Origin of the sequence: Pseudomonas sp. HS6, from assembly GCF_023375815.1 — a bacterium.
GTDB lineage: Bacteria > Pseudomonadota > Gammaproteobacteria > Pseudomonadales > Pseudomonadaceae > Aquipseudomonas.
The window spans coordinates 1,809,340-1,833,337 of sequence record NZ_CP067412.1; the positions used below are offsets into that span (position 1 = coordinate 1,809,340).

General features: G+C 60.5%; 20 protein-coding genes and 1 pseudogene. 14 read left to right on the forward strand and 7 right to left on the reverse strand.

Features of this window, described 5'->3' with window-relative positions; translation table 11 throughout:
* Nucleotides 1-33: 33 nt before the first annotated feature.
* The 4 genes from JJN09_RS08280 to JJN09_RS08295 all read left to right on the forward strand — a co-directional run bounded on the left by JJN09_RS08280 (nt 34) and on the right by JJN09_RS08295 (nt 4,731).
* On the forward strand, nt 34-963 hold the full coding sequence (locus JJN09_RS08280) for a hypothetical protein (RefSeq protein ID WP_249486709.1): 930 nt from the start codon (nt 34-36) through the stop codon (nt 961-963).
* Nucleotides 964-1,282: 319 nt separating this feature from the next.
* Nucleotides 1,283-2,113: a hypothetical protein gene (locus JJN09_RS08285; RefSeq protein WP_249486710.1), complete on the forward strand. Its 831-nt coding sequence runs from the start codon at nt 1,283-1,285 to the stop codon at nt 2,111-2,113.
* Nucleotides 2,114-2,166: 53 nt separating this feature from the next.
* Entirely contained in the window at nt 2,167-4,176 is a 2,010-nt protein-coding gene (tssI, locus tag JJN09_RS08290) for a type VI secretion system tip protein VgrG (protein ID WP_249486711.1), read from the forward strand.
* A 12-nt stretch (nt 4,177-4,188) separates the two neighbouring features.
* Nucleotides 4,189-4,731: a toxin-antitoxin system YwqK family antitoxin gene (locus JJN09_RS08295; protein WP_249486712.1), complete on the forward strand. Its 543-nt coding sequence runs from the start codon at nt 4,189-4,191 to the stop codon at nt 4,729-4,731.
* A 1-nt stretch (nt 4,732) separates the two neighbouring features.
* Here JJN09_RS08295 and JJN09_RS08300 read toward each other — a convergent pair whose 3' ends face one another.
* The gene (locus JJN09_RS08300) at nt 4,733-5,128 is read right to left on the reverse strand and encodes a DUF4280 domain-containing protein (RefSeq protein ID WP_085732036.1); all 396 of its coding nucleotides are present in this window, start codon (nt 5,126-5,128) and stop codon (nt 4,733-4,735) included.
* 190 nt (nt 5,129-5,318) lie between these two features.
* Here JJN09_RS08300 and JJN09_RS08305 point away from each other — a divergent pair, with 190 nt between their 5' ends.
* Together JJN09_RS08305 and JJN09_RS08310 are read left to right on the forward strand one after the other, a co-directional pair.
* Nucleotides 5,319-6,386, forward strand: coding sequence for a phosphotransferase family protein (locus tag JJN09_RS08305; RefSeq protein WP_249486713.1), 1,068 nt, complete (start codon nt 5,319-5,321; stop codon nt 6,384-6,386).
* A gap of 38 nt (nt 6,387-6,424) precedes the next feature.
* A complete protein-coding gene (locus tag JJN09_RS08310; protein WP_085687598.1) occupies nt 6,425-7,192 on the forward strand; it encodes an SDR family oxidoreductase in 768 nt (255 codons plus the stop codon).
* A 129-nt stretch (nt 7,193-7,321) separates the two neighbouring features.
* On the opposite strand, the gene JJN09_RS08315 is transcribed toward JJN09_RS08310, so the two are convergent.
* Nucleotides 7,322-7,975 carry a trimeric intracellular cation channel family protein gene (locus JJN09_RS08315; protein WP_249486714.1) on the reverse strand — a complete coding sequence of 218 codons (654 nt, stop codon included), beginning with the start codon at nt 7,973-7,975 and terminating at the stop codon, nt 7,322-7,324.
* Nucleotides 7,976-8,897: 922 nt separating this feature from the next.
* On the opposite strand from JJN09_RS08315, the pseudogene JJN09_RS08320 reads away from it, so the two are divergent.
* Nucleotides 8,898-9,922, forward strand: a pseudogene (locus JJN09_RS08320) (IS110 family transposase).
* A 338-nt stretch (nt 9,923-10,260) separates the two neighbouring features.
* Here JJN09_RS08320 and JJN09_RS08325 read toward each other — a convergent pair.
* The 5 genes from JJN09_RS08325 to JJN09_RS08345 form a co-directional block, all read right to left on the reverse strand.
* Nucleotides 10,261-10,503: a DUF1652 domain-containing protein gene (locus tag JJN09_RS08325; RefSeq protein WP_249486715.1), complete on the reverse strand. Its 243-nt coding sequence runs from the start codon at nt 10,501-10,503 to the stop codon at nt 10,261-10,263.
* 194 nt (nt 10,504-10,697) lie between these two features.
* The gene (locus JJN09_RS08330; RefSeq protein WP_249486716.1) at nt 10,698-12,188 is read right to left on the reverse strand and encodes a helix-turn-helix transcriptional regulator; all 1,491 of its coding nucleotides are present in this window, start codon (nt 12,186-12,188) and stop codon (nt 10,698-10,700) included.
* A 109-nt stretch (nt 12,189-12,297) separates the two neighbouring features.
* Nucleotides 12,298-13,179: a LysR family transcriptional regulator gene (locus tag JJN09_RS08335; RefSeq protein ID WP_207983135.1), complete on the reverse strand. Its 882-nt coding sequence runs from the start codon at nt 13,177-13,179 to the stop codon at nt 12,298-12,300.
* A 6-nt stretch (nt 13,180-13,185) separates the two neighbouring features.
* Nucleotides 13,186-15,393, reverse strand: coding sequence for a xanthine dehydrogenase family protein molybdopterin-binding subunit (locus JJN09_RS08340; RefSeq protein ID WP_249486717.1), 2,208 nt, complete (start codon nt 15,391-15,393; stop codon nt 13,186-13,188).
* Nucleotides 15,393-15,857: a (2Fe-2S)-binding protein gene (locus JJN09_RS08345; RefSeq protein WP_085602752.1), complete on the reverse strand. Its 465-nt coding sequence runs from the start codon at nt 15,855-15,857 to the stop codon at nt 15,393-15,395. The genes JJN09_RS08340 and JJN09_RS08345 overlap by 1 nt, the downstream gene beginning before the upstream one ends.
* 118 nt (nt 15,858-15,975) lie before the next feature.
* Here JJN09_RS08345 and JJN09_RS08350 point away from each other — a divergent pair, with 118 nt between their 5' ends.
* From JJN09_RS08350 to JJN09_RS08380, 7 genes are all read left to right on the forward strand, one after another.
* Nucleotides 15,976-16,899 (forward strand): LysR substrate-binding domain-containing protein, encoded by a 924-nt coding sequence (locus JJN09_RS08350; RefSeq protein WP_249486719.1) that lies wholly within the window; start codon nt 15,976-15,978, stop codon nt 16,897-16,899.
* A gap of 380 nt (nt 16,900-17,279) precedes the next feature.
* On the forward strand, nt 17,280-18,209 hold the full coding sequence (locus JJN09_RS08355) for an amidohydrolase family protein (RefSeq protein ID WP_249486721.1): 930 nt from the start codon (nt 17,280-17,282) through the stop codon (nt 18,207-18,209).
* A gap of 4 nt (nt 18,210-18,213) precedes the next feature.
* A complete protein-coding gene (locus JJN09_RS08360) occupies nt 18,214-19,119 on the forward strand; it encodes an amidohydrolase family protein (RefSeq protein WP_007952854.1) in 906 nt (301 codons plus the stop codon).
* Nucleotides 19,120-19,264: 145 nt separating this feature from the next.
* Nucleotides 19,265-20,650, forward strand: a complete 1,386-nt coding sequence (locus JJN09_RS08365) for a UbiD family decarboxylase (protein ID WP_249486723.1) — start codon at nt 19,265-19,267, stop codon at nt 20,648-20,650.
* An 11-nt stretch (nt 20,651-20,661) separates the two neighbouring features.
* A complete protein-coding gene (locus JJN09_RS08370) occupies nt 20,662-21,276 on the forward strand; it encodes a UbiX family flavin prenyltransferase (protein ID WP_249490778.1) in 615 nt (204 codons plus the stop codon).
* Nucleotides 21,277-21,350: 74 nt separating this feature from the next.
* Entirely contained in the window at nt 21,351-22,400 is a 1,050-nt protein-coding gene (locus JJN09_RS08375) for a GTP-binding protein (protein ID WP_249486725.1), read from the forward strand.
* Nucleotides 22,401-22,633: 233 nt separating this feature from the next.
* Complete coding sequence (locus tag JJN09_RS08380) at nt 22,634-23,989, forward strand: nucleobase:cation symporter-2 family protein (RefSeq protein ID WP_249486727.1); 1,356 nt, start codon at nt 22,634-22,636, stop codon at nt 23,987-23,989.
* Nucleotides 23,990-23,998 lie beyond the last annotated feature (9 nt).

The window sequence follows — 23,998 nt, forward strand, 5'->3', positions numbered from 1 at the left end:
TCAGCACCATAAAATGACTCAACGGGATCTGTGATGGCCTATTACTCCGCGCAAGACCTAGTGCTTTTCTCTGCAATCATCGCAGCAGCGACTCGCGAAAGAGATTGGGACTACGGAACAGGCAACAACTTAAAAGGCACCACGGTTCAAGAAGTTCAATGTATGCAGATCGGCGAAAATATTTATATCGCCTGCAATAACGGAGAACATGCACGAGTTGCCAGCTTTTTGCAGGCGTTCGGCGTGTCCGATCATGGCAGCTTTATTTTGTGCCTGAAATACTGCCATCATTTGTACACGATGCCACATGCAGATAAAGTTAATCTACTGGGTGTCGGAAACGACTTGAAATATAGCGGCCCCGAACAAAAAGCCATTGATTATTCGGCTCCCAGCCACGTGCACGTCAGACCTTTGAGCGAAAAGCAACTGACTACCGCCAAGACCCTCATATCAGTGGATAGCGATCAACCGTTGGAGAAGCGTCAATTGGCGTATTTCCTTAGAAAGTTTGTCGGCACGGATCCAAATCCAAAGTTCACCTGCCCTCCGTACGGAGCTTCACTGCTGATAAAAAGCTGCAGCGATGCCAAAGCCATCAACGTACTGGAAGACTCCCTCACTGTTCACGCGGAGCTAAAACTTCTACGCATGGTGGCAGAGGAAAAACTGGCAGGAAGAATGATGTCCGTTCGACGGGTCAATCTCGGCGGACTGAAGCAAGCCTGCGTCCCGTGTGCCCGCTGGATAGAACTCTACAATGCCTGGATGAAGGTGCAGTTCAAAACAAGTGTGGAATTACCGCCCCCCCCTGAGTCCCGAGAGCAAGGATCCGGGGCGGGAAATCGCCCATTAATTGGAGGTATTACAGGTTACGGAAACTATGTAAAAAACCTGTTCAATGGCGTGAAAAACGAAAGCTTCGAGGATATTTCAAGACATAAAGATGACGAAATCCTGTGAATCGTCAAACACTTGAATAAGAGTTAAGGGAACTGAGTTAAGTAGTTAAGGGGACAGTTAAGGGGACAGATTTATTTATGCGAAACAAATAAATCCGTCCCCTTTAGCTTCAAACACTTGAATAAGAGTTAAGGAAACTGAGTTAAGTAGTTAAGGGGACAAGTAGTTAAGGGGACAGATTTATTTAGAGTAGTTAAGGGGACAGATTTATTTATGCGAAACAAATAAATCCGTCCCCTTTAGGCCCAGGGGGCGTCCCCTTTAGGCCCCCTTACCTGCCAACGCGCCATTCAATTTCTTATCGTCGCCGGAGTGAAAAATGCAAGTTTTTGCAAGGGTCAACGACAATAAAATCATCACACTGGAGGTCACCGGTGACAACACGATACGAGAGTTGGTAGCACTGGCACTGAACAAGCAGTATTCCGGATTTGCCATTCCAGCGGACGAGCGCATCAGAGTCAGATATCAAAACAGGACCCTGGCGCTGAATGTGACACTGACAAACTGCAACGTACAGAAGGAAACGACTTTCAGTGTCGTGGTGCTGCCCGCGCAGAGCAGTCTGATCGATAACGAGGTCCTCGGCGGCCTGCAACAATTCCTGCATGTGGCGGCAGCCGAAACCAACACTAACGAAATCACGTTTATCGGCGTGGGCAGTTACGACAATGGACATCACAATGCTGAATCCATAACGCGTCAACAGTGCCCCACTGCCCTGCTCGAATATTGCCTCAAAAACCGCGTCGACCTGAACATCATCTTTATTGATCCGGGTTTCAAAACTGACTCTGTCATGCCACCGCAGGTTTACCACTCCGGAGAATGGGCCCTGCTGCACAAGGAACTGGGTGGAAAAATCCGCCAGTACAAACATCAACCTGCGGTCGCCCGAATGGCGTGCGATATCTGGCTCACGACTTTCGCCACCGGTATCGCGGAATATGGGTCAGACCTGAAAAACCAGGGCCGGGTCGTCGCCACTATTGATTTGCCCACTCTGTTTTCTGCCGTTACCAAATACTCCGGTACGTGCCTTATTTGCGGAAATTTTTACGCATCGCCAACTGATACCTCACAGTTTTTTACCCTAGGTGATGAACAAACGATCTGCGCGACCGGATTCGACGTTAATCCGCCACATTGACGGTCACCCAGAACCATCGTTCATGAATTGCACTATCCGTTAGAGATCAATCCATGCCTCGCTCCACCGATAGCAACACCAGCCTCTCGCTCACCGCCCCCTCGCTGGCGGCGCTTTACCCTGAGTCGTTGTCGGGCGATGAAGCGCTCAACGCACTAAGCGCACAAACCCTCAACGGCCTCAATGACGGCACGCCCCTCACGCTGACCAGCGCCGTCGCCACCCATGTCACCACCACCCTGCACAACGACGCCCAACTCCGTCCCTTCGACGCGCTGGTCGCCGAGATTCGCCAGCTTCCAGCCGACGCCACCGCCGAGCGCTATCAGCTGGTATTAAGACCATGGCTCTGGTGGCTGACCCTGGCCAGCAACAACCGGGTATTCCAGAATCTCGCCACGCCGGACATCGTTACGACGATTTTCAAAGCACACGGTTTCACCGATTTCAAACTCTCGCTGACCGGCAGCTACTCCCCGCGCGAATACTGCGTGCAGTACGGCGAGACCGATTTCGCCTTCGTCTCGCGGCTGTTGGAAGAGGAAGGCATCTTCTGGTTCTTCACGCATGAGGACGGCAAGCACACGCTGGTGCTCGGAGACAGCAACGATGCGTTCGTGCAGATCCCCAACGGGCCGAAGGTCAAGTATCTGGGCCAGCAAATGGGCGACCGTGAGCTGCACGGCATCCGCTCAGGCCAAGTGTGCTTGCAGGCTGTCGCGAGCGCGTATCGAACGACGGACTACGAGTTCACCACGCCGACCACTTCACTCTATGGCCAGGCCGAAGCCGTGGCCGGGCCGCGCTCGATCTATGAGCATCCCGGTGGTTACAACGCCAAGGCTCGGGGTGATGCATTAACCAAACAGCGGGTCGACGGTTTGCGCAGTGAGGAGAAACGCTTTGTCGGCGAAAGCGACTGTCGCTGGCTGATTCCGGGCCATTGGTTCACCCTCGACGGCCACGAAGACGCGAGCCTGAACATCGATTGGGTCGTAACACACGTCACCCACGACACCAGTCACGAAAGCTATCGCAACCGCTTCGAAGCGATCCCCAAAGCCACACCGTTCCGCCCGCCACGCACCACACCCAAACCGCGCATGCATCCGCAGACCGCCATCGTGGTCGGCAAGTCCGGCGAGGAAATCTGGACCGACGAGTATGGCCGGATCAAGTTACAGTTCCCCTGGGATCGCGATGGCAAGAACGACGAAACCAGTTCCTGCTGGGTGCGGGTGGTGTTGCCCTGGAGCGGCAAGGGCTTCGGCATGCAGTTCGTACCGCGCATTGGCCAGGAAGTCATCGTGACCTTTATCGACGGCGATCCGGACCGACCGCTGGTCACCGGTTGCGTCTACAACGGCGACAACGCCCTGCCCTATGCCTTGCCCGCCAACCAGACCCAATCCGGGATCAAGACCCAGTCATCCAAGGGGGGCGGCGGTTTCAACGAGCTGCGTTTCGAGGACAAGAAGGATGCCGAAGAGGTGTTCCTGCAAGCGCAAAAAGACCTGAAGCTCAACGTGCTCAACGACACCACCGCCACCGTCGGCCACGACGAAACCCTCACCGTACAGAACGCCCGCACCCGCACGGTCAAGGACGGCGACGAAACCGTGACGCTGGAGAAAGGCAAACGCAGCGTAACCATCCAGACCGGCAGCGACAGCCTCGATGTGAAGGACAGCCGCACGGTAAAAGTCGGCGCCGATCAGAATCACAGCACCGGCGGCAACTACACCGACAAGGTCACGGGCGACTACAGCCTGACGGTGGACGGCAACCTGACAATCAAGGTCAGCGGCACCCTCACGCTGCAAAGCGGCGGCAGTTTCACGATCAAGAGCGGTGCGGATCTGGCAACCTCGGCCAGCACCTCGATCACCCAGAAAGCCGGCACCGCCATGACCAACCAGGCCGGCACCTCGCTGGACAACAAGGCCGGCACTACGCTGACCAATGATGCCGGCATCAGCCTGACCAACAAGGGCGCGGCCTCGCAGACCGTGGACGGTGGCGGCATGCTGACCATCAAGGGCGGTCTGGTACAGGTCAACTGACAAGGAGTCGCCATGGCGATCACACCGCTGGATTTGCAGCAGGATGACAAACACCTCAAGGGCCGCTTGCAGGACGGGCAACTTGACGGTCCTTTGAACATCAAGGATGACGGTCGCCCACAGGCGGATCTGAATTACAGTCGGGGCGAATTGCAGGGCACGTCCCTGCTCTATCACCCCAACGGCAAGGTCTCGGCGCAGATGCCGTTTGTGCGCGACAAGCTGCAAGGCGTCGCCAGTTTTTATGCGCCCGAAGGTTTCTTGCAGCGCAAGGCCACCTACCGGCGCGGGTTGTTGCATGGCGAGGCGTTCAATTACTTTCCCGACGGCCAAGTAGCGGAGGCCGAGTTCTATCGCGACGGCGTGCGTGAGGGGCGCTATCAGCGCTTTCATCCCAACGGCAAACCGGCGGTGGATGCGCGCTATCTGAATGGGCAGTTGATGGAGCCCGAACAAGGGTTCGCCGAGGACGGGCGGCCGCTGGATGCCGATGGCAAGCCGATTTCCCGGGTGCGCTGGTGGTTTCGCAAGTGGACGGATCCGGCGCAGGCCTGACTCAGGGAATCAACATCTGCATCTGCCCCGGCATCACAATCTTGATCACCCCCGCCCAGTTGCACATCAACGTGCTGTTGGCATCGATCGCCGGCATCCCGCCCAGCAGCAGGGTCGGCGCGCCGCCGGGGATCCACGGCGAGGCGGTGGCGGGAATGCACGGCATCGGCGTCAGCACACCCAACGCGGCAGCCGTGGCAGCGGCGACCATCGGGTTGGCCATGCTCATGCACATGCCGAACGTGGTGACGTTGACCAGCGGAATGTGATCCATGATGTTCGCCGCCGGCATTCCCCCGGTCAGCGTGCGGTTGACCGGCAGCACGTTGAGCACCGCCGGCGCGGCGCCGAAACTGCATTGCAGGGTGGCGCTGGCACAGACTTGCGGGCAGCCCATTTCAAAGCTCCTTCCTGGACACGGCATACCCGCTAAACCTTAGTCGCCTGCGGCCCGCCGCGCACATTCCCAAAGGTGATTATCGTCCAACACGCTAACCTATAAGACCGAACCGCGCTTGTGACCGCCCGAGCGCGCCATTAGATTAGCCAATGATGTCTGGCCTCCAAAATAAGCAGAAGGGATAAGCATGGCGCTTACTGACCAGTCCACCCGTATCCGCTCTGGCGAAGAACTCGATGCCAGCCTGATCGATCCGTACCTCAAGGCGCACATTCCGGGCCTGACCGGCACACCGCAGATCAGCCAGTTTCCCGGCGGCGCGTCGAACCTGACCTACCTGCTGGAATACCCGGACCAGGAATTCGTCCTGCGCCGTCCGCCGTTCGGCCACAAGGCCAAGTCCGCCCACGACATGGGCCGCGAATTCCGCATCCTCAACCAGTTGCGCGACGGTTTCCCGTATTGCCCGAAAGCCTACGTGCACTGCACCGACGATTCGGTGATCGGCGCCGAGTTCTACGTGATGGAACGGGTCAACGGCATCATCCTGCGCTCGGACCTGCCACCGGAGCTGGGCCTGGATTCGGCGAAAACCGAAGCCCTGTGCAAGAGCTTCATCGACCGTTTCGTCGAATTGCATCGGGTTGACTACAACGCCTGCGGTCTGGGCGATCTTGGCAAGCCTGAAGGCTACGTCGCCCGCCAGATCAAAGGCTGGAGCGAGCGCTACGAAAAAGCCCTGACCCCGGACGCACCTCATTGGGAACAGGTCAAAGCCTGGCTCAACGACAAAATGCCGGCCTACCACCCGACTTCCAGCATCGTGCACAACGACTACCGCTTCGACAACGTCATCCTCGACCCGAACAACCCGATGCAGATCATCGGCGTGCTCGACTGGGAACTGACCACTCTCGGCGATCCGCTGATGGACCTGGGCAACACCCTCGCCTACTGGATCCAGGCCGACGACCCTGCACCGGTGCAACTGATGCGTCGCCAGCCGAGCCACGCCCCGGGCATGCTGACCCGCCGCGAATTCGTCGACTACTACGCCGAGCGTTCGGGCATCCAGATCGACAATTTCGACTTCTACTACACCTACGGCCTGTTCCGCCTGGCCGGCATCGTGCAGCAGATCTACTACCGCTTCTTCCATGGCCAGACTCAGGACAAACGCTTCGCGCAGTTCATTCACATGAACAAACTGCTGGAGCACATGAGCCTGCAGGTCATTGCCAAATCCAGCCTCTGATGACGGCGTTATAACAAGGCTTACTACAAGGGAATCCCATGTCCAAGACTCAGTTGTTCGACCTCGACGGCAAGATCGCTTTCGTCTCCGGCGCCAGCCGCGGCATCGGTGAAGCCATCGCCAAACTGCTGGCCCAGCAAGGCGCCCACGTCATCGTTTCGAGCCGCAAACTCGAAGGCTGCCAACACGTCGCCGACGCCATCATCGCCGCCGGTGGCAAAGCCACAGCGGTGGCCTGCCACATCGGCGAAATGGAACAGATCAGCCAGGTCTTCGCCGGGATCAAGGAACAGTTCGGGCGCCTCGACATCCTGGTCAACAACGCCGCGACCAACCCGCAGTTCTGCAACGTGCTGGACACCGACCTCGGCGCCTTCCAGAAAACCGTCGACGTGAACATCCGCGGCTACTTCTTCATGTCGGTAGAAGCCGGCAAGCTGATGCGCGAAAACGGTGGTGGCAGCATCATCAACGTGGCGTCGATCAACGGCATTTCGCCGGGGATCTTCCAGGGCATCTACTCGGTGACCAAAGCCGCCGTGATCAACATGACCAAAGTCTTCGCCAAGGAATGCGCACAGTTCGGCATCCGTTGCAACGCCCTGCTGCCGGGCCTGACCGACACCAAATTCGCCTCGGCCCTGGTGAAGAACGACGCGATCCTGAAACAGGCCCTGACGCAGATCCCGCTCAAGCGCGTAGCCGACCCGAGCGAAATGGCCGGCGCGGTGCTGTACCTGGCGAGCGATGCCTCGAGCTACACCACCGGCGTATCGCTGAACGTGGACGGCGGTTTCCTGTCCTGATTTCAAAGGCAAATGCTTGCCCATTGCAGGAGCGGGCCTGCTCGCGATAGCGTCAGTACAGTCAACATTTGCATCGACTGAACCACCGCCATCGCGAGCAAGCCCGCTCCCACAGGATCAGTGTTTCAATCAGGCATCGAGGACTTTGGGTAGTTGCCAGCCCAAATGCACCGACAACAACCTCAACAACAGACACGCCGCCCCCGCCAGCAACGCAGCGGCCACCGGCGGAACACCCAGCCTGCGCCCGATGATCAACACCGCCGCGCCGACAAACGCCGAACTTGCATACAAATCCGCCTGTAACACCACCGGAACCCGCGCCAGCACAATGTCACGCAGCACCCCGCCGCCGACGCCGGTAATCGTGCCCATCAGCATGGACACAAACGGCGAAATGCCGAAGTTCAACGCCTTCTGTGCACCGGCCACGGCAAACAGCGCCAACCCCGCCGCATCCAGCACGATCAAGGTCGAACCGGACCAGCCCAGCACCTGCTCATGAAAAACAAACGCCACCCCGCCCATGGCAAACGCCAGCGCCGGATAACGCCAGTCAGCCACAGCCTTGGGCGGCGTAGCGCCGATCAACAGATCACGCGTCACCCCGCCGCCGAGTGCGACGATGAAGGCAATCACCATCACCCCCAGCAGATCGAGTTGACTGCGCATCGCCGCGATAGCACCTTCGACCGCAAACACCGCGGTGCCGACCAGATCGGCCACCAGCACAATCCACTCGACCCGCGCCTTCACAGGCGCCCGGGCTATTGAGTGACGCAACGGGTCGTTGAGATGTGTCGAGTCACTTGACCGTCGGCATACGCATCACCGGCGACCTCGGTCGCTTCAATGACCTGGCAGGTACGCTCCGGGGGCGGAGGCGGCGCGGCCGGCGGAGGGGGCGGAGGACTGGCGCAGCCACTGAGCAGCACCAGACCGAAAGCCGACAACAACGAAAAACACACGCGTTTCCCAGGATTGTTCATAGGATGACCCGCGATGAAAGGAAGAAAACTCCCGTTGCCGAGCGTGAAAATGCCCGGCTATGGAAACCGAACCACTCATTCCTTATAGACCAGTGGGGGGTGAGTGCCAGTGAAATGGTGGGATTGGGGGGGAAATGGCTGTCGATTTTGGGGTGCAAGCGGATCGCGTGTTCCACAACTCTTCGAACACCCTCAAGAGCCAGCCCTCACCCCAGCCCTCTCCCGGAGGGAGAGGGAGCCGATCGTAGTGACTATCTGAATTACATCGACCTGAAATACCGAGTTGAACTCAAGCTTTCAAAAACAAAAACAAAAACAAAAACAAAGCCAAACCCAAAGCCACCCGCAACCCGCAACCCGCAACCAGCTCCTCACCACTCAACACGATGAGCGTTAGCTCGAGTACCGCTTTTGACGTGCTGGCCCCGTCGGCAGGCTGAGTGGAGGGATTGATCTGGGGGTGGGAGCGCAGCGACCGTTTGGCGAAGCCAAATACATCGAGAGGAGGTGCAGCGAAGCAAACCGGAGGCGATGCCCCCGGATCAATCCCGGAGCGAAGGAACACCGAGCCAAAGCGAGGTGCCGAACGCCGGGGCCCAGCGTTTTGCTTACTTTTGGGCGTCTGCAAAAGTGAGTCGCTAATGAAATGGCTACCCCCGCTGCCCCCCGTGATCGCCCACTAAGCTTTCACAGGGGGCTCACCGGAGACCGTTGCCATGAACGAAATATCTATCGCCGCCATCGATCTGGGAAAACACACTTTTCACCTGCATGCGCAGGATGATCGCGGCCATGAGGTTTGCCGCAAAAATTCACCCGGTCAGCGCTCATGCAGTACTTGATGAATCTCAAGCCCTGCACCGTCGTGATGGAAGCCTGTGGTGGTGCTCATTTCATGGCGCAGGAGGTGGCCAAACTTGGGCATATACCCAAACTTATTGCCCCTCATCTCGTGCGCCCTTACGTGAAAAGCAACAAAAACGACTTCGCTGATGCCGAAGCGATTTGCGAGGCCGCAACTCGTCCAACGATGCGCTTTGTACCGCCTAAAAACCAAGCCCAGCAAGCACTGGCCATGCTCAACTCAATACGTGATGCGTTTATCAAGGACCGCACTGCGGCCGTCAATCGGATTCACGCCGCTCTTCTGGAGGTCGGCATCAGCTTGGCCCCGAGCCTCAAATCGATTCGATCTCTTTCGGCGCTGCTTGAAGCGAGCTCAATCGCTCAGCCCTTCAAAAACACTCTGACGAGGCTATATCAACACTTCAAGTATTTGGACGAAGAGATCAAGTTGCTGGACAAGGATGTGGAGTGCCAAGCCGCTGGAGATGATCTGGCGATTCGTTTGATGACAATGCCGTGTGTCGGTCCGATCACCTCCACCGTCCTGGCTGCCGAGCTGGGCGATGGTAGGCAGTTCAAATGCGGTCGAGGCTATGCAGCGTCCATCGGACTAGTGCCCAAGCAACATTCCACGGGCGGCAGGACCGTGTTGCTGGGCATCAGCAAGCGCGGTGATCGTAACCAGCGACGCCTGCTTGTCCAGTGTGCCCGCGTCTATCTGATCCAGTTGGACCGCCAGAAAGGTTGGCTGGCGGACTGGGTCCGAAGACTGCTGGAAAACCATCATTCAAACCATGTGGTCTGCGCGCTGGCCAATAAGCTGGCGAGGATCGCGTGGGCAATTGCGGCACACCACACCGAATTCGATGCAGGGCCAACCGCGATGAACGCCTGACCCTGCTGTCACCCGAGCACCACCCACCTGGTTTTGCGATGCTGGATAACTGATGACGTGAATGGCCAACCGGCCTGACGACAACCCTGGGCTCTTACACGGCTGAAAGGCCGTCTCGCTAATAAGGATCGTCGGGCATCGATTTTCATCGAGGCGCGGGGCTACACCCCCACTCAGACGCCGGATAGATGAAAGCAAGCCAACCACTCATCAAAAAACAGTATTGCAGAAAAGGGGGTAACCATAGATGTAAGAGCGGAACCGCCAGCCGCAACACCCGAAAAACGGATATTCACCCAAACCACCCCAGAACATGGTCGGCCCAGAGGCCGCCAAGTTCACCCCGGCGACCGCAAAGAATTACTCTCCAGCTCATACCGCAATTCATCAATCAAGGCATCCACCGCCTCAGGACTCCGCAACGCACCAAGGCTCAACCCGCTGATGACCAGATCCACCCGCCCCGAAACCGGCTCATACAGTTTTACCGTCAGGGAGTGATCCCCATCAACCACACACTCACAAGCCAACGGCGAAAAACTGCGCTCAAGCTGCGCCCGCAACTGCGCCAGATAAATCATCGCGCAAGCTCCGAACAACGGCGCAACAGGCCTGGTTCAATGACAACCAACACTTTCATCGGGGGTGATCCATAAGCAACGAAAAAGGGGACACGATCACGAACAACAACCTCGTATCGCACCTCACCAGACTAAGAACAGCCCGCCCCGTCAAACACCCGAATTTGCACCCCATGAACTAGTGCATTTGCACCTTACCGCTGCCCCCGGCCACCCCCCGAAAACAACCCACGCTCCCGAGCCCACACAATCGCCTCGCTACGACTGTGCACATCCAGCTTGGAATACACCGTCGCTACATGATTGCGCACCGTATTCGGCGCCAGCTTCAACCGCGCAGCAATCTCCTTGTCCGCCAGCCCCTCGCAGATCAGCGCCAGCACATCACGCTCGCGGGCCGTGAGATCGGTGAACGACACACTCGGCAGTTGCGGCGAGTTGACCTTCTTCACATTGGCCAGTTTTTCGATCAGCGTACGGCTGAACCACGAAGCATCCTTCATCACCTCTTCAATCGCCGCCACCAGCTCGAGCTCGGTGCGCTTGCGCTCAGTGATGTCCATCAGCACCAGCAGATAGCACACCGTGTCCTGGATGTTGACGGTGTCGGCGGACACCGCGCACTCCAGCAGTTCGGCGTCTTTCTTGCGAATCCGAATATCAACGCGATCGACCCGACCGGTTTTCTCCAGCGCCGCCAATAGTCGGGTACGAGCGGCGGGCTCATCGATGAAATCCAGTTGCGCGACGGTTTTGCCGAGCACTTCCTCGCTCCCGTAAGCCAGGGTATCGAGAAAGGCCTGATTGACGTCGATCAGCCGCTGCTCGTCGGCGCTGCAAATCAGGATCGGCACCGGCGTCAGGCGAAAGGCTTTGGCAAACCGCTCCTCACTCTGGCGCAAGGCGACTTCGGCCTTGTGCCGGGGCTCCATGTCGACGAACGAAAACAGCATGCAGTCCTCGTCGTTGAGCACCAGCGGCTGCCCCGCGACGATCACCTGTTTGCTGCCACCGTCCGGCAAACGCAATTCAGCCTGCATCTGCGGGATCGTCGCGACATCCCGCAAACGCTGAATGGCCAGATCCTTGCGCTCGGCTTGTTCGAGAATATCCAGCTCATAGGTCGAAGCGCCGATCACCTGATCGCGGGTGTAGCCGGTCATCTCCAGAAACCCCGAATTGACTTTGATGTAACGCAAATCGCTGAGGCGGCAGATCACTGCCGGCGCCGGGTTGGCATTGAAGGTTTTTTCGAAGCGTTGTTCGGCGTTGGCCCAATCGGTGACGTCGCTCATGATCAGCACCAGCGACTCAGTGTCGCCGTCGCGATCGGTCAACACCATGCTGCGCACGCTGTGAACCCACGTGCGTTCTTCATCGCTGCGCGGGGTGACTTCGACCAGCACGTCGCTGAAGGTCTCGCCAGCCGCCACGCGGCTGATCGGGTACTGCTCCGGCGTCAGCGTGTGGTTGTTGCGATAACGCAGATTGAACCGCTCGACGTATTCCCCGGCGTTGATGCCCAGCTCGCCGATGCTGCTGACGCCATGCATCGCCAGCGCTGCCTCGTTGGCCCAGAGAATCGTCTGGTCGAGTTCCAGCAGAATCACCCCGTCGGACAGGCCGGCAATGATCTGCTGCAACTGACGGCGATTGGTTTCGGTGGTCAGGACGTCCCGGCTCATTGGCTCTCCACAAGTGCGCGCGTGTGAAGATTACGACCGCAGGCATCCATGATCGTGCCGATCACTCTTGCATCCATACCCCAACCACCTGTGGGATTGAGTGTTGATTTCAGATATCTACCAGTTCGCGCAGCGTATCGAGAAACAGCTTGAGCACCGGCGAGGCATCGTCCGCCCGATACGTCGCGTACAGCGGCACTTGCGGCAACGCCGGGGTCAGGCGCCGGAACACCAGCCCTGCGGGAGCCAACTGCTCGATCGATGCGGGTAACAGCGCCACGCCAAACCCGGCGCGAACCAGGCTGAGCAAAGTCTGCACCTCGATCACTTGTTGGCGGATCTGCGGGGTGAACCCGGCCTGAATGCAGCACTGATAGAGAAAATTGGCGAACCGCGACTGCTTCAATTCCAGCGCCACAAACGGTTCCTGCGCGAGGTCGGCGGGCGCCAGCACCTCGCGCCGGGCCAGCGGGTGATCCTGCGGCATCACCACATGGATCGGCTCATGGATCAGCAGTTCATTGCGCAATTGCGGGTCGTCATAACCGACGCGAAACACGCAGGCGTCGATGCGCTTCTCCTTCAACGCCTTGACCTGCGCCGCCGGGGTCATCTCATGCAAGCGCCAGGTGACCTGCGGGTAGCGCTCGCGAAACAGGTGCAGCGCCTTGGGCAGCACGCCGACCATCACCGAACTGATCATGCCGATTTCCAGCTCGCCCAGTTGCCCGCGTCCGGTCTGGCGGGTCAGGTCCAGCGCTCGTTCGAGTTGTTCGAACACCAGCGGCGCCTGCTCCTTGAGCATCTGCCCCGCCGCCGTCAGCTCGACCCGGTGATGGCTGCGCTCGAACAACGGCGTGCCGAGCTCTTCCTCCAGCAAGCGAATCTGCTGGCTCAGCGGCGGCTGGCAGATGTGCAATCGTTCAGCGGCGCGGCCGAAATGCAGCTCATCGGCCAGCGCCATGAAGTACCGCAGCAATCGCAGGTCCATGGCCGTTTACCCCAGGTTCAATGGCGTGGAACGCTGACGCACCCCGGTCAGGCTGAACAGCGCATTGGCAATCGCCGGGACTACCGACGGGCTGCCCAGCTCTCCCACACCGCCCGGTTTGTCCGGCTGGCCATCGAGTACAAGGATGTCCACGGGCGGCATGTCCGACATGCGCGTGACGCGATAGTCGTGGAAATTGCTCTGCACCACCCTGCCCTGCTGGATGTCGAGGCGATCGAATAGCGCATGACCGAGGCCCCACATCAGCCCACCGTAAATCTGCTCTTCGACCCCGCCCGGTGACACCGCCAATCCGCAGTCGACCACGCAGGTCAGCTTCTCGACCCGTGCCTTACCGTCGACCTTCGCGACCCGCGCCACCACGGCGATGAAACTGGTGTAACCCTGATTGGTGGCGATCCCCAGCGCCGTGTCCGGCGGCAGCGGCTGACCCCAACCGGCGCGTTCGGCCGCCTGCTTCAGCACCGCGACATGCCGTGGCCGCTCCTGCATATTCGCCAGCCGAAACGCCAACGGATCTTCACCGGCCGCATGGGCCAGTTCATCCATGAAGCTTTCCACGGCAAACACGTTGGGAATGAAGCTGACCGAGCGATACCAGCCACTCGGGACGTTGCTTTCGTGCTTGACCCAGTTCAGCTCCAGATGCGGCGGGCGATAGGCAAAGTCCCACGCGGTGATCGATTCGGTGGTGCTGTAGTCCATGTGATCCGGGCGTTCGAAATAGCCCGGTTCCCACTGTTCCGGCGAGGCCGGCGACACCGCATGCAGTTGCAGCGCCGTGAGTTTGCCCTTGGAATCCAGCGCGCCTTTTGCCCGGTGCAAAGTCGCCGGGTGATTGAACAGCGCGTGCATTTCATCTTCGCGGCTGTTGAGCAGCTTCACCGGCAGGCCGGTCTTCTGCGCCAAATAGGCCACTTCGAACAGCCAGTATTTGGCTTCCCGCGCGCCGAAGCTGCCGCCGGACACCAATTCATGGATGGTGACCTTGTCCTTGCCGATGCTGCACACGGTCTGCGCCGCTTCCAGTGCCGACGACGGCACCTGCACGCCGCCCCAATAGGTGATCGCCTTGTCCTTGACCTGCGCGGTGATGCAAATCGGCTCCAGCGGGTTTTGCACCTTGTAGGGCATGGTGTAATCGGCTTCGAGCAGCTTCGCCGCACCCGGCCATTGTCCGGCGACATCGCCCTGGGCCATGGCTTTGACGGTTTGCGTTGCAGGGTCGCTGATCGCTGCGATCTGTGCCTTGACCAGCTCGGTGCTGTCGAAGCTGTTCAGCGGGGAATCGCTCCACTGGATCTCCAGCAGCTTGCGGCCCTGCTGGGCGGCCCAGAATGTTTCAGCGAGTACCGCGACGCCTTCGAGGTTGCCACCGAGCACGTCCGGACGTCCCGGAACCGCGATCACCTTGCGCACGCCCGGCACCTGCAAGGCGGCCGCCGAATCCACGGCGACAACCTTCGCGCCCACCACCGGCGCGCGCTGAATCACTGCCACCAGCATCCCCGGCAATTGCACGTCGATGCTGTACTTGAAGCGCCCGCAAACCTTGGCCGCCGCATCGCGTTTGTGGCGCAACTTGCCGATGTACTTGAACTGCGACGGATCCTTCAGCGTGACGTTTACCGGTGCCGGCAGATGCGCCGCCGCACCGGCCAGTTCGCCGTAGCCGAGGCTTCGTTTGCTCGACGCATGCACGACCCGGCCTTCTTCGGTGGAACAACTCTCGGGGCTGACTTTCCACTGCTGCGCCGCCGCACTGATGAGCAGCGCCCGGGCCGTGGCGCCGGCCATGCGCAGGCGATCGTATTCCAGCGACACGCTGGTGCTGCCGCCGGTGGAGAAGACTTTCCAGATGGGATGGATATAGGTTTCGAAAAACGGATCTTCCGGGGTGATGACTTGCACCGTCATCGGGTTCACATCCAGTTCTTCGGCGACACACGCGGCCAGCGCCGTCTGGGTTCCGGTGCCGGAATCGTGCTTGTGCACCACCAGTTTCACCGTGCCGTCGGGCAGCACACGCACCCAGGCGTTGGGTTCAAACTCAGTGGCCGAGGTTTTCGATTCAGTCGCCGCCGCACCGGAAGGCAGATACAACGCGATCGCCAGACCGGACGCCACCGTCACCGCCTGCTTGAGAAACACCCGGCGCGAGGGTTCATGAAGGGTGCCGTCAATGAGGCTCATCACGCCTCCTTCGGCGCATTCGCCGCACGTTTGATCGCTTTATTGATGCGCCCGTAAGTGCCGCAGCGGCAGATATTCCCGGACATCGCGTTGCGGATCGAGTCGTCGTTGACCGGTGCGCCGGTGTTGAGCAGCGCGGCGGCGGACATGATCTGCCCGGATTGACAGTAGCCGCATTGCGGCACATCTTCGGCGACCCAGGCCAGTTGCAGTGGATGGTTTTCGCTGGGCGACAGGCCCTCGATGGTGGTGATGCTGTGGCCTGCGACGGCAGCCAGCGGCAACTGGCAGGAACGCACCGCGACGCCGTTCAGGTGCACGGTGCAGGCACCGCACAGGCCCATGCCGCAGCCGAACTTGGTGCCGGTGAGTTTCAACTGATCACGCAACACCCATAACAAGGGCATGGAGGGGGACGCCTCATCCAGCTCGCGTCGTTCGCCGTTAACCGTGAATGCAATCATTGTCAGGCTCCAAAAGAGCGGCCCGTCTTTGTGCGGGCCTGGTGACCGATTATTGGAACCCCCGGCAACGCGCGGCCAGCGACGATTTCTGCCAACCGGTGTAAGCAGGACTAACAACATGTACAAGCGATACCCGTCGGTGCAGTCCATGAGCGCGTTCATCCATGCGGCGCGCAGCGGCAGTTTCTCCAGCGCCGCCCGCAAACTCGACCTGACCCACAGCGCGATCAGCCAGCAGATCCGCGCCCTGGAAGACTTCATCGGCCAGCCGCTGTTCGTGCGCGAAGGCGGCGGCAGCAACCTGACCGACGCCGGGCAGTTGTTTGCCAGCGTGCTGTCGGATGGTCTGGCACAGATTGACCGCGCCCTGTCCTCGGTGAAAAACCGCAGCGTGGCCCAGCGACTGACCCTGGATGTGGACAGTGAACTGGCGCAGAGCTGGCTTAATCCGCGCCTGCCGCAGTTGCTCGACGGTTTGCCGGATTACGAAGTGACGATCCTGTCGATGCCGCGCAGTGATCGCAGCACGTTTGAACGGGTGGATCTGTCACTGCGTTATGGCTATGGCGATTGGGACGATTGCGAGATGACGCAGATTTGCGGGGACCGAGTGCTGGCGGTGGCGTCTCCGGCGTTGCTGGAGCGGCATGGATTGCAGGTGCCGCTGAGCCCGGCGCAGATTCTTGAGTTGCCGCTTTTGGGGTACACGCGACGGTCGTGGATTCCGTGGCTGGATGCGGCGGGGATGCCGGCGGTGGAGCCTGCTGCTCGTGTGGTTTTTGATAACGCGGCGAATTTGATTGCGGCTGCCGAAGCGGGTGTCGGTGCGGGGCTGGTGCGGGGATTGTTGGCTGCCGATGCGTTGCGCAGTGGGCGGCTTGTGGCGTTGAACGAGGCGCAGATTGCGGCGCATTACAATCTTTATGCGGTGTGGCCGCATGGGCAAGCTGAGCGGGTGGCACCGGTGGTTGAGATCATCAAACAGTTGGCTCTGAGTACACTTGAGAATGCTGCCCTCACCCTAGCCCTCTCCCAGAGGTAGAGGGGACCGATCGGGGAATATTGATGAATTACGCCGACGTGAACGCTCAGCTGTGAATCCATAATCGACTGGATCTTTCAGGTCGATGTACAACGCAAGACACCTCGGTCAGTCCCCTCTCCCTCCGGGAGAGGGTTAGGGTGAGGGCAGGCTTTTGATCTTCCCTCCCCATATCCCAGAAGTATCACCACCCCACCCAATTAATATTGTACGAACCCTCCCCCGCCTTCCAATACTCGCCCCCAGCAACCACCCACCCGGGCCGGATGCGAACAGGCGAGGGAATGCGCGAGTGCTGCGCATAGAAACGGCCGATTGCCCGGGACGTGGATGCTGTGAGCCGCAAGGCTCCCTTCCCCGCTATCAGGAGATCGACTTCAATGATCATCGATATCAGCTGCTATCCCACCGATCTGGTGGACCTCGCCTGGAGGCATGACGGTGACCCGTTCACCGGCGAGCGTCTGCTGGAGATGATGGATGGCCCGTACATGGTCAACGGCAAGCCTCGCCGCATCGACAAAGCCTTCATCCAGCCGCCGCAAGGCAACACCATTTACACCTGGACCGACGGCGAACTGTCGGGCCGCGAGTCCATCGACGCCTACATGGCCTACACCCTGAAAATGGTCCAGACCTACCCGGACCGTTTCATCGGCTGCTTCGTCTACAACCCGCGCTGCGGCGTGGAGAACGGCGTCGAGGCAATCGAACGCTACGTGAAAGAGCACGGTTTCAAGATGGTGCAGATGCAGGCCAACATGCACGCCTACCGGCCTGACCGTGCGCTGGACTGGGTACGTCCTTGCTTCGAGAAATGCGCCGAGCTGGGCATTCCGGTCAAGCTGCACACCGGCGACGGGCCTTACAGCATCCCGTCGGAATGGGTGCCGATGATCAAGGAATTCCCCAACGTCGATTTCATCATGGCCCACTTCGGCGTGCAGACCGGCGGCGTCTACGTGTTCGAGCCGATGCAGTGGGCGATGGAGTTGCCCAACGTCTACTGCGAATCCGGCTGGTGCCTGCAATCGCGGATCGTCGAGTTCGCCAAAGTGCTGCCGACCCACAAGATCCTGTTCGGCACCGACACCCCGCCGAACGAACCGGGCATGTGGCTGCGCCTGCTCGAAGTGCTCTGCCATGAGCCGCCGCAGGGTCTGAACCTCGACGAGGACACCCTCGAAGACTACCTGGGCAACAACACCGCACGGATGATCGGCCTTCAGCCGTCCCCGCCGCCGCGTTCCGTTTCCGAAGCAGAGGCGCAACTCAAGCGCCCCGTCACCACTCAACTGGCCAGGAGCTGAACCGATGATCATCGACACCCATCTGCACCCCACCAACCTGGTCGACGAGGCCTGGCGCCACACCGGCGAACCGTTCACCGGCGAGCGCATGCTCAAGCTCATGGACGGCCCGTACATGATCAACGGCAAGCCGCGCCGGATCGACATGGGTTTCATCCAGCCGCCACCGGGCAACACCGGCTATCGCGACGGCAACCGCCGGGGCCGCGAGGGCGTGCGTGACTACATGTCCTACGTCGCCGAACTGTGCGTGAAGTACCCGGACCGCTTCATCGGCAACTTCAACTTCAACCCGCGCTGGGGACCGGAAAACGGTGCGGCGGAGCTGGAATTCCACATCAAGGAATACGGCTTCAAGATGCTCAAGCTGCACGCCAACATGCACGGCTATCGCCCGGACCGGGCGCTGGACTGGCTGCGTCCTGCAATGAAAGTCTGCGCCAAGTACAACATCGTGGTGCTGATCCACACCGGCGACGGCCCGTACACCATTCCGACGATGTTCTACCCGATCATCCGCGAGTTCCCGATGGTCAATTTCATCATCGGTCACTTCGGCATCCAGACTGGTGGCAACTATTCGTTCGAGGCGTTCTGGATGGCGATGGACACGCCGAACGTCTACTGCGAATCCGGCTGGTGCTTCCAGTCGCGGATCGTCGAGTTCGCCAAGGAGCTGCCGCGCAACAAGATCGTGTTCGGCACCGACTCGCCGCCGAACGAACCGGGCATGTGGCTGCGCGAGCTGGAAGTGTTGTGCTCGCCGGCGCCGCAGGGCCTGGGGATCGACGAGGATCACCTTGAGGACTACCTGGGCAACAACATCGCCCGGTTGTGCGGGATCGAACCGACCCCGCCGCCCAAGGACCTGGCCGAGGCGGACATTCGTCTGACCACGACCTACCTCTAAACAGGTTCTGACCAGCTCTAACCCAGCCACACAGCGACTTTACAGGCGCGAAGATGACCCGGCGTTCGCTCGACCGGCAGGCCAACGGCTTGTCGATCGAACGCCAGCCTCACCCCTGCGCGCCTGCTTTTTACGAGGTGAAACCATGACCCGTTCGACGCTCGGCGACTCTCAGGATTTTCACGTGTTCATCGACGCCTATCGCCGCCAGTACCCGGACGATGTGCTGACCATCACCCACCCCCTTTCTGCCGATCAGGACGTCACCGCCCTGGTCGATGCCCTCGCCGCCCAAGGCCGCGACCCGCTGCTGATCTGCGAACACGTCGGCAACCTCGGTGTGCCGGTGGCCACCAATCTGTTTGCTTCCCGCCAGCGGATCGCCCGGCTGTTCGGCGTCAGCGCCGCGCAGTTGCACGAAACCTTCCAGACTCGCGCCAATCAACCGATCCCGCCGCGCTACGTTGAAACCGGCCCGGTGCTCGACGAGATCTTCGAAGGCGAAGCACTGGACCTGGCGCTGCTGCCGATGCTCAAGCATTTCGACAGTGATCGCGGCCCGTACATCACCAACGCGATCATCATCGCCGAGGACCCGCAGACCGGCATCGCCAACATGAGTTACCACCGTTCGATGCGCCACGCCCGTCAGGCCTTGGCCACCAGCCTGCACTCGCGGGGGCACCTGTGGCGGATGTTGCAGACCGCCCGTGAACGCGGCGAAGAATTGCGCGTGGCCATGGTGGTCGGTGCGCACCCGCTGTTCATGCTCGCTGCCGCGGCTCGCCTGCCTTATGGCAGCGATGAGCGTGCGGTGGCCGGCGGGTTGTTCGGTGCGCCGCTGGAGCTGGTCAAGACCCCGCGCTACGGCATCGGTGTGCCGGCTTACGCGGAGTTCGTACTCGAAGGCGCGATAGACCCGGCGGCGTATGCCGAAGAAGGTCCGTTCGGCGAATTCAGCGGTTACTCCTCGGACCGTTCGACCAACAACGTGCTGCGCGTCGACACCCTGTTGCGGCGCAAGGACGCGTGGCTGGTGGATGTGATGGGCGGGCGCTATGCCGAACACCTGACCCTGGCGCGGCTGCCCCGTGAAGCGGAAATGAGCGAAAAGCTCAAGGCGCGCTTCCCCGCCGTCACCGCCGTGCATTACCCGAACTCCGGCACGCATTTTCATTGCTACGTGGCGCTGGACCAGAGCCGTGACGGCGAGGCCCGGCAGATCATGCTGGCCCTGCTCGGCTGGGATCCGTACCTGAAAACCGTGATCGCGGTGGACAGCGATATCGACCTCACCGACGACAGCCAGGTGCTGTGGGCGCTGGCCACACATTTCCAGCCGCACCTCGACATCTTCACGATCGACGGCTTGCCCGGCAGCCCGCTGGACCCGTCGTCCTCGGTCAATGGCACCACCTCGCGCATGGGGCTGGATGCCACGCGCGGCTCGGGGTTTGACGGGATCAAGGCGCAGCTCGATCAGGATGTGCTTGAGCGCGCCCGGCAACTGCTCGACGGTCTGCCATCGTGAACCGCCAGCGGATGGTGGTCGGCATCAGCGGCGCGTCCGGCTTCATCTACGGCGTGCGCCTGCTGGAGCTGCTGGCCGAGCTGAACATCGAAAGCCACTTGATCATCAGCCGCGCCGCGCTGCTGACCATGGCCCACGAAACCGACTACAAACTGGCGGACGTCACCGCCCTCGCCAGCCACTACCACCGCGCCGACGACGTGGCCGCCGGGATCGCCAGCGGTTCGTTCCGTTGCCTGGGCATGGTGGTCGCGCCGTGTTCAATGAGGACGCTGGCGGAAATCGCCACCGGCACGTCATCGGGGCTGATCGGCCGCGCCGCCGACGTCACCCTCAAGGAACGCCGCACCCTGGTGCTGATGGCCCGCGAAACGCCGCTGACCCTTGCCCACCTGCGCAACATGACCGCCGTCACCGAGATGGGCGGGATCATCGCCCCGCCGGTGCCGGCCTTCTACGCCCGCCCCGACAACCTGACGCAAATGGTCGACCACAGCCTCGGCCGCGTCCTCGACCTGTTCGGCCTCGACGCCGGCACCGCCCGACGATGGCGAGAACCCACAGAACCCTGTGGGAGCGAGCTTGCTCGCGAAAGCGGTAAGCCAGTCACCATCACTGCTGAATGACATACCGCAATCGCGAGCAAGCTCGCTCCCACATTTGATCGCACTCCGACAAAAACACAGTTAAGGAGCTTCAGATGAACACGCCATTCAACGCCCCGACCCCGAACACCAAAATCCCGGTCACCATCCTCACCGGGTTCCTCGGTGCCGGCAAAACCACCCTGCTCAATTACATCCTCAAGGAGAACCACGGCCGCAAGATTGCGGTGATCGAAAACGAGTTCGGCGAGGTCGGCATCGACGGCGATCTGGTGCTCAGTTCCGAGACCGAAGAGATCTACGAGATGGTCAACGGCTGCGTCTGCTGCACCGCCGAAGTCCGCGAGGATCTGGTGCGCATCGTCCGCGAGCTGGTGGCGCGCCCGGTGCGGCTCGACCACATCCTGATCGAGACCAGTGGCCTGGCCGACCCGTACCCGGTGGCCCAGAGCTTTTTCATCAACGACCCGATTGCCGAGGAAGTCGAACTCGACGCCATCGTGACCATGGTCGATGCCAAGCACATCGCCCAGCACCTGGAAGACCTGCAACTGGACGGCGTCGACAATCAGGCGGTGGATCAGATCGTCTGCGCCGATCGCATCGTCATCAACAAGGTCGATCTGGTCAGCGCTGAAGAAGTGGAAACCCTGCGCGGCAAGATCCGTGGATTGAATGCCACGGCAGACTTGGTGACCTCCACCCATGCGCAAATCGACCTGTCGAAGATCCTCGGCATCGGTGCCTTCGAATGCACCCAGAAGCTGATGGAGATCGGCGCGGATCAGCACGATCACGATCACCACGACCATGACCATCACGCTGAAGAGCCCGATCACGAGCACGACCCAAGCGTGTCCTCGGTGGGCATCGCCGTGGACGGCGCCGTCGACCTGATGGCGTTCCACCGCTGGATAAGCGAGTTGCGCAGTGCTCAGGCCGACAACCTGTACCGCATGAAAGGCGTGCTGGCGGTGGCCAACGAAGATCAGCGCTACGTGCTGCAAGGCGTGCACAGCCTGGTGGAGTTCCGCGCCTCGACTGCGTGGGGCTCTGAACCGCGCTCGAGCAAGATCGTGTTCATCGGCCGCGACCTGGATCGGGCGGCGCTGAACCAGGGCTTTGCCGCCTGCCTGGCCGGCTGAAACCCGGCATCGGAGCCGGTGGATGGCGGCTTCGCAACACGAATGACCGATGCCATGGCGAATGGAACAACGCAGAACTTGTGGGAGCTGGCTTGCCAGCGATGGCAGTTGATCAGTCACCTTATTCATCAACTGACAGCCAGCTCCCACAGGGATCCTCGGTGTTCCCGGATTTGCAGGCATCAGACGAATACCCCTCTGTACCGAATAACAACAGCTAGAGGTGATTCCCCATGTCGTCAGCCAGTTCCTCCTCCACCGTCCACCCCGTCGACCGCGTTCTGCCAGTGCGACAGATGCTCACCCTCGGCCTGCAACACATGGCCGTCTCGTATATCGGCGCCATCGCCGTGCCGTTGATTGTCGCCAGTGCCTTGAAGATGTCCCACGCCGACACGGTGGTGCTGATCAGCACCACGCTGTTCTGCTCCGGCATCGCCACCCTGTTGCAGACCGTCGGTTTCTGGAAGTTCGGCGTGCGCCTGCCGATTCTGCAAGGCGTGGCGTTCAGCAGCGTCGGCCCGGTGATCGCCATCGGCAGCAACCCGGAGGTGGGATTCGCCGGGGTCTGCGGGGCGGTGATCGGCGCGGGGATTTTCACCCTGCTGATGGCGCCGTTCGTGGGCCGCTTGCGACGGTTTTTCCCGCCGGTAGTCACCGGTTGCATCGTCACGGTGATCGGTCTGCAGCTGTTCCCGATTGCCTATGAATGGGTCGGTGGCGGGCGCAACGCGAGCAATTTCGGCGCCCCGGCGTTTCTCGCCGTGGCCGTGGTGGTGCTACTCACCATCCTGCTGGTCAACCGCTATGGCAGCCCGTTGCTGCGCAACATGGCGGTGCTGGTCGGCATGTTGGTGGGCGCCGGTCTGGCTTACGGTCTGGGCATGGGTAACTTTCACAGCGTCGAGGACGCGCCGTGGCTGACCGTGCCCTACCCGTTTTATTTCGGTTTGCCGACCTTCAGCCTGATCCCCATCGCCACCATGGTGGTGGTGATGATCGTGCAGATGGTCGAGTCCATGGGGCTGTTTGTGGCCATTGGAGACATTGTCGACAAACCGGTGGATGACAAACAGGTGATCAACGGCCTGCGCGCCAATGGCCTGGCCAGCACCATCGCCGGGATGTTCGCCGCGTTCCCGTTCATTGCTTTCATGGAGAACGTCGGGCTGGTGATCCTGACCGGCGTGCGCAGCCGCTGGGTGGTGGCGATCAGCGGTTTGCTGATGTGCTCGATCGCGCTGGTGCCGAAGGCCGGGGCAATCATCGCCTCGATGCCGACCGCCGCGCTGGGCGGTGCCGGCATCGCCATGTTCGGCGTGGTTGCGGCGGCCGGGATCCAGACCCTGGCCAAAGTCGACTACGAGCGCAATCGCTACAACGTGCTGATCGTCGGTTTCACCATCGCCGCCGCCCTGGTGCCGGTGCTTGCCCCGACCCTGTTCAAACAACTGCCCGAGTGGTCACAGCCGTTCCTGCACAGCAGCGTGGTCATCGCCTGCCTGGTGTCGGTGCTGCTCAACGCGGCGCTCAACGGCGTCAGCGTGCCAGAAACCACACCCGGCAAATCCGCCTCGCACATCCTCTGACTGGAGCTG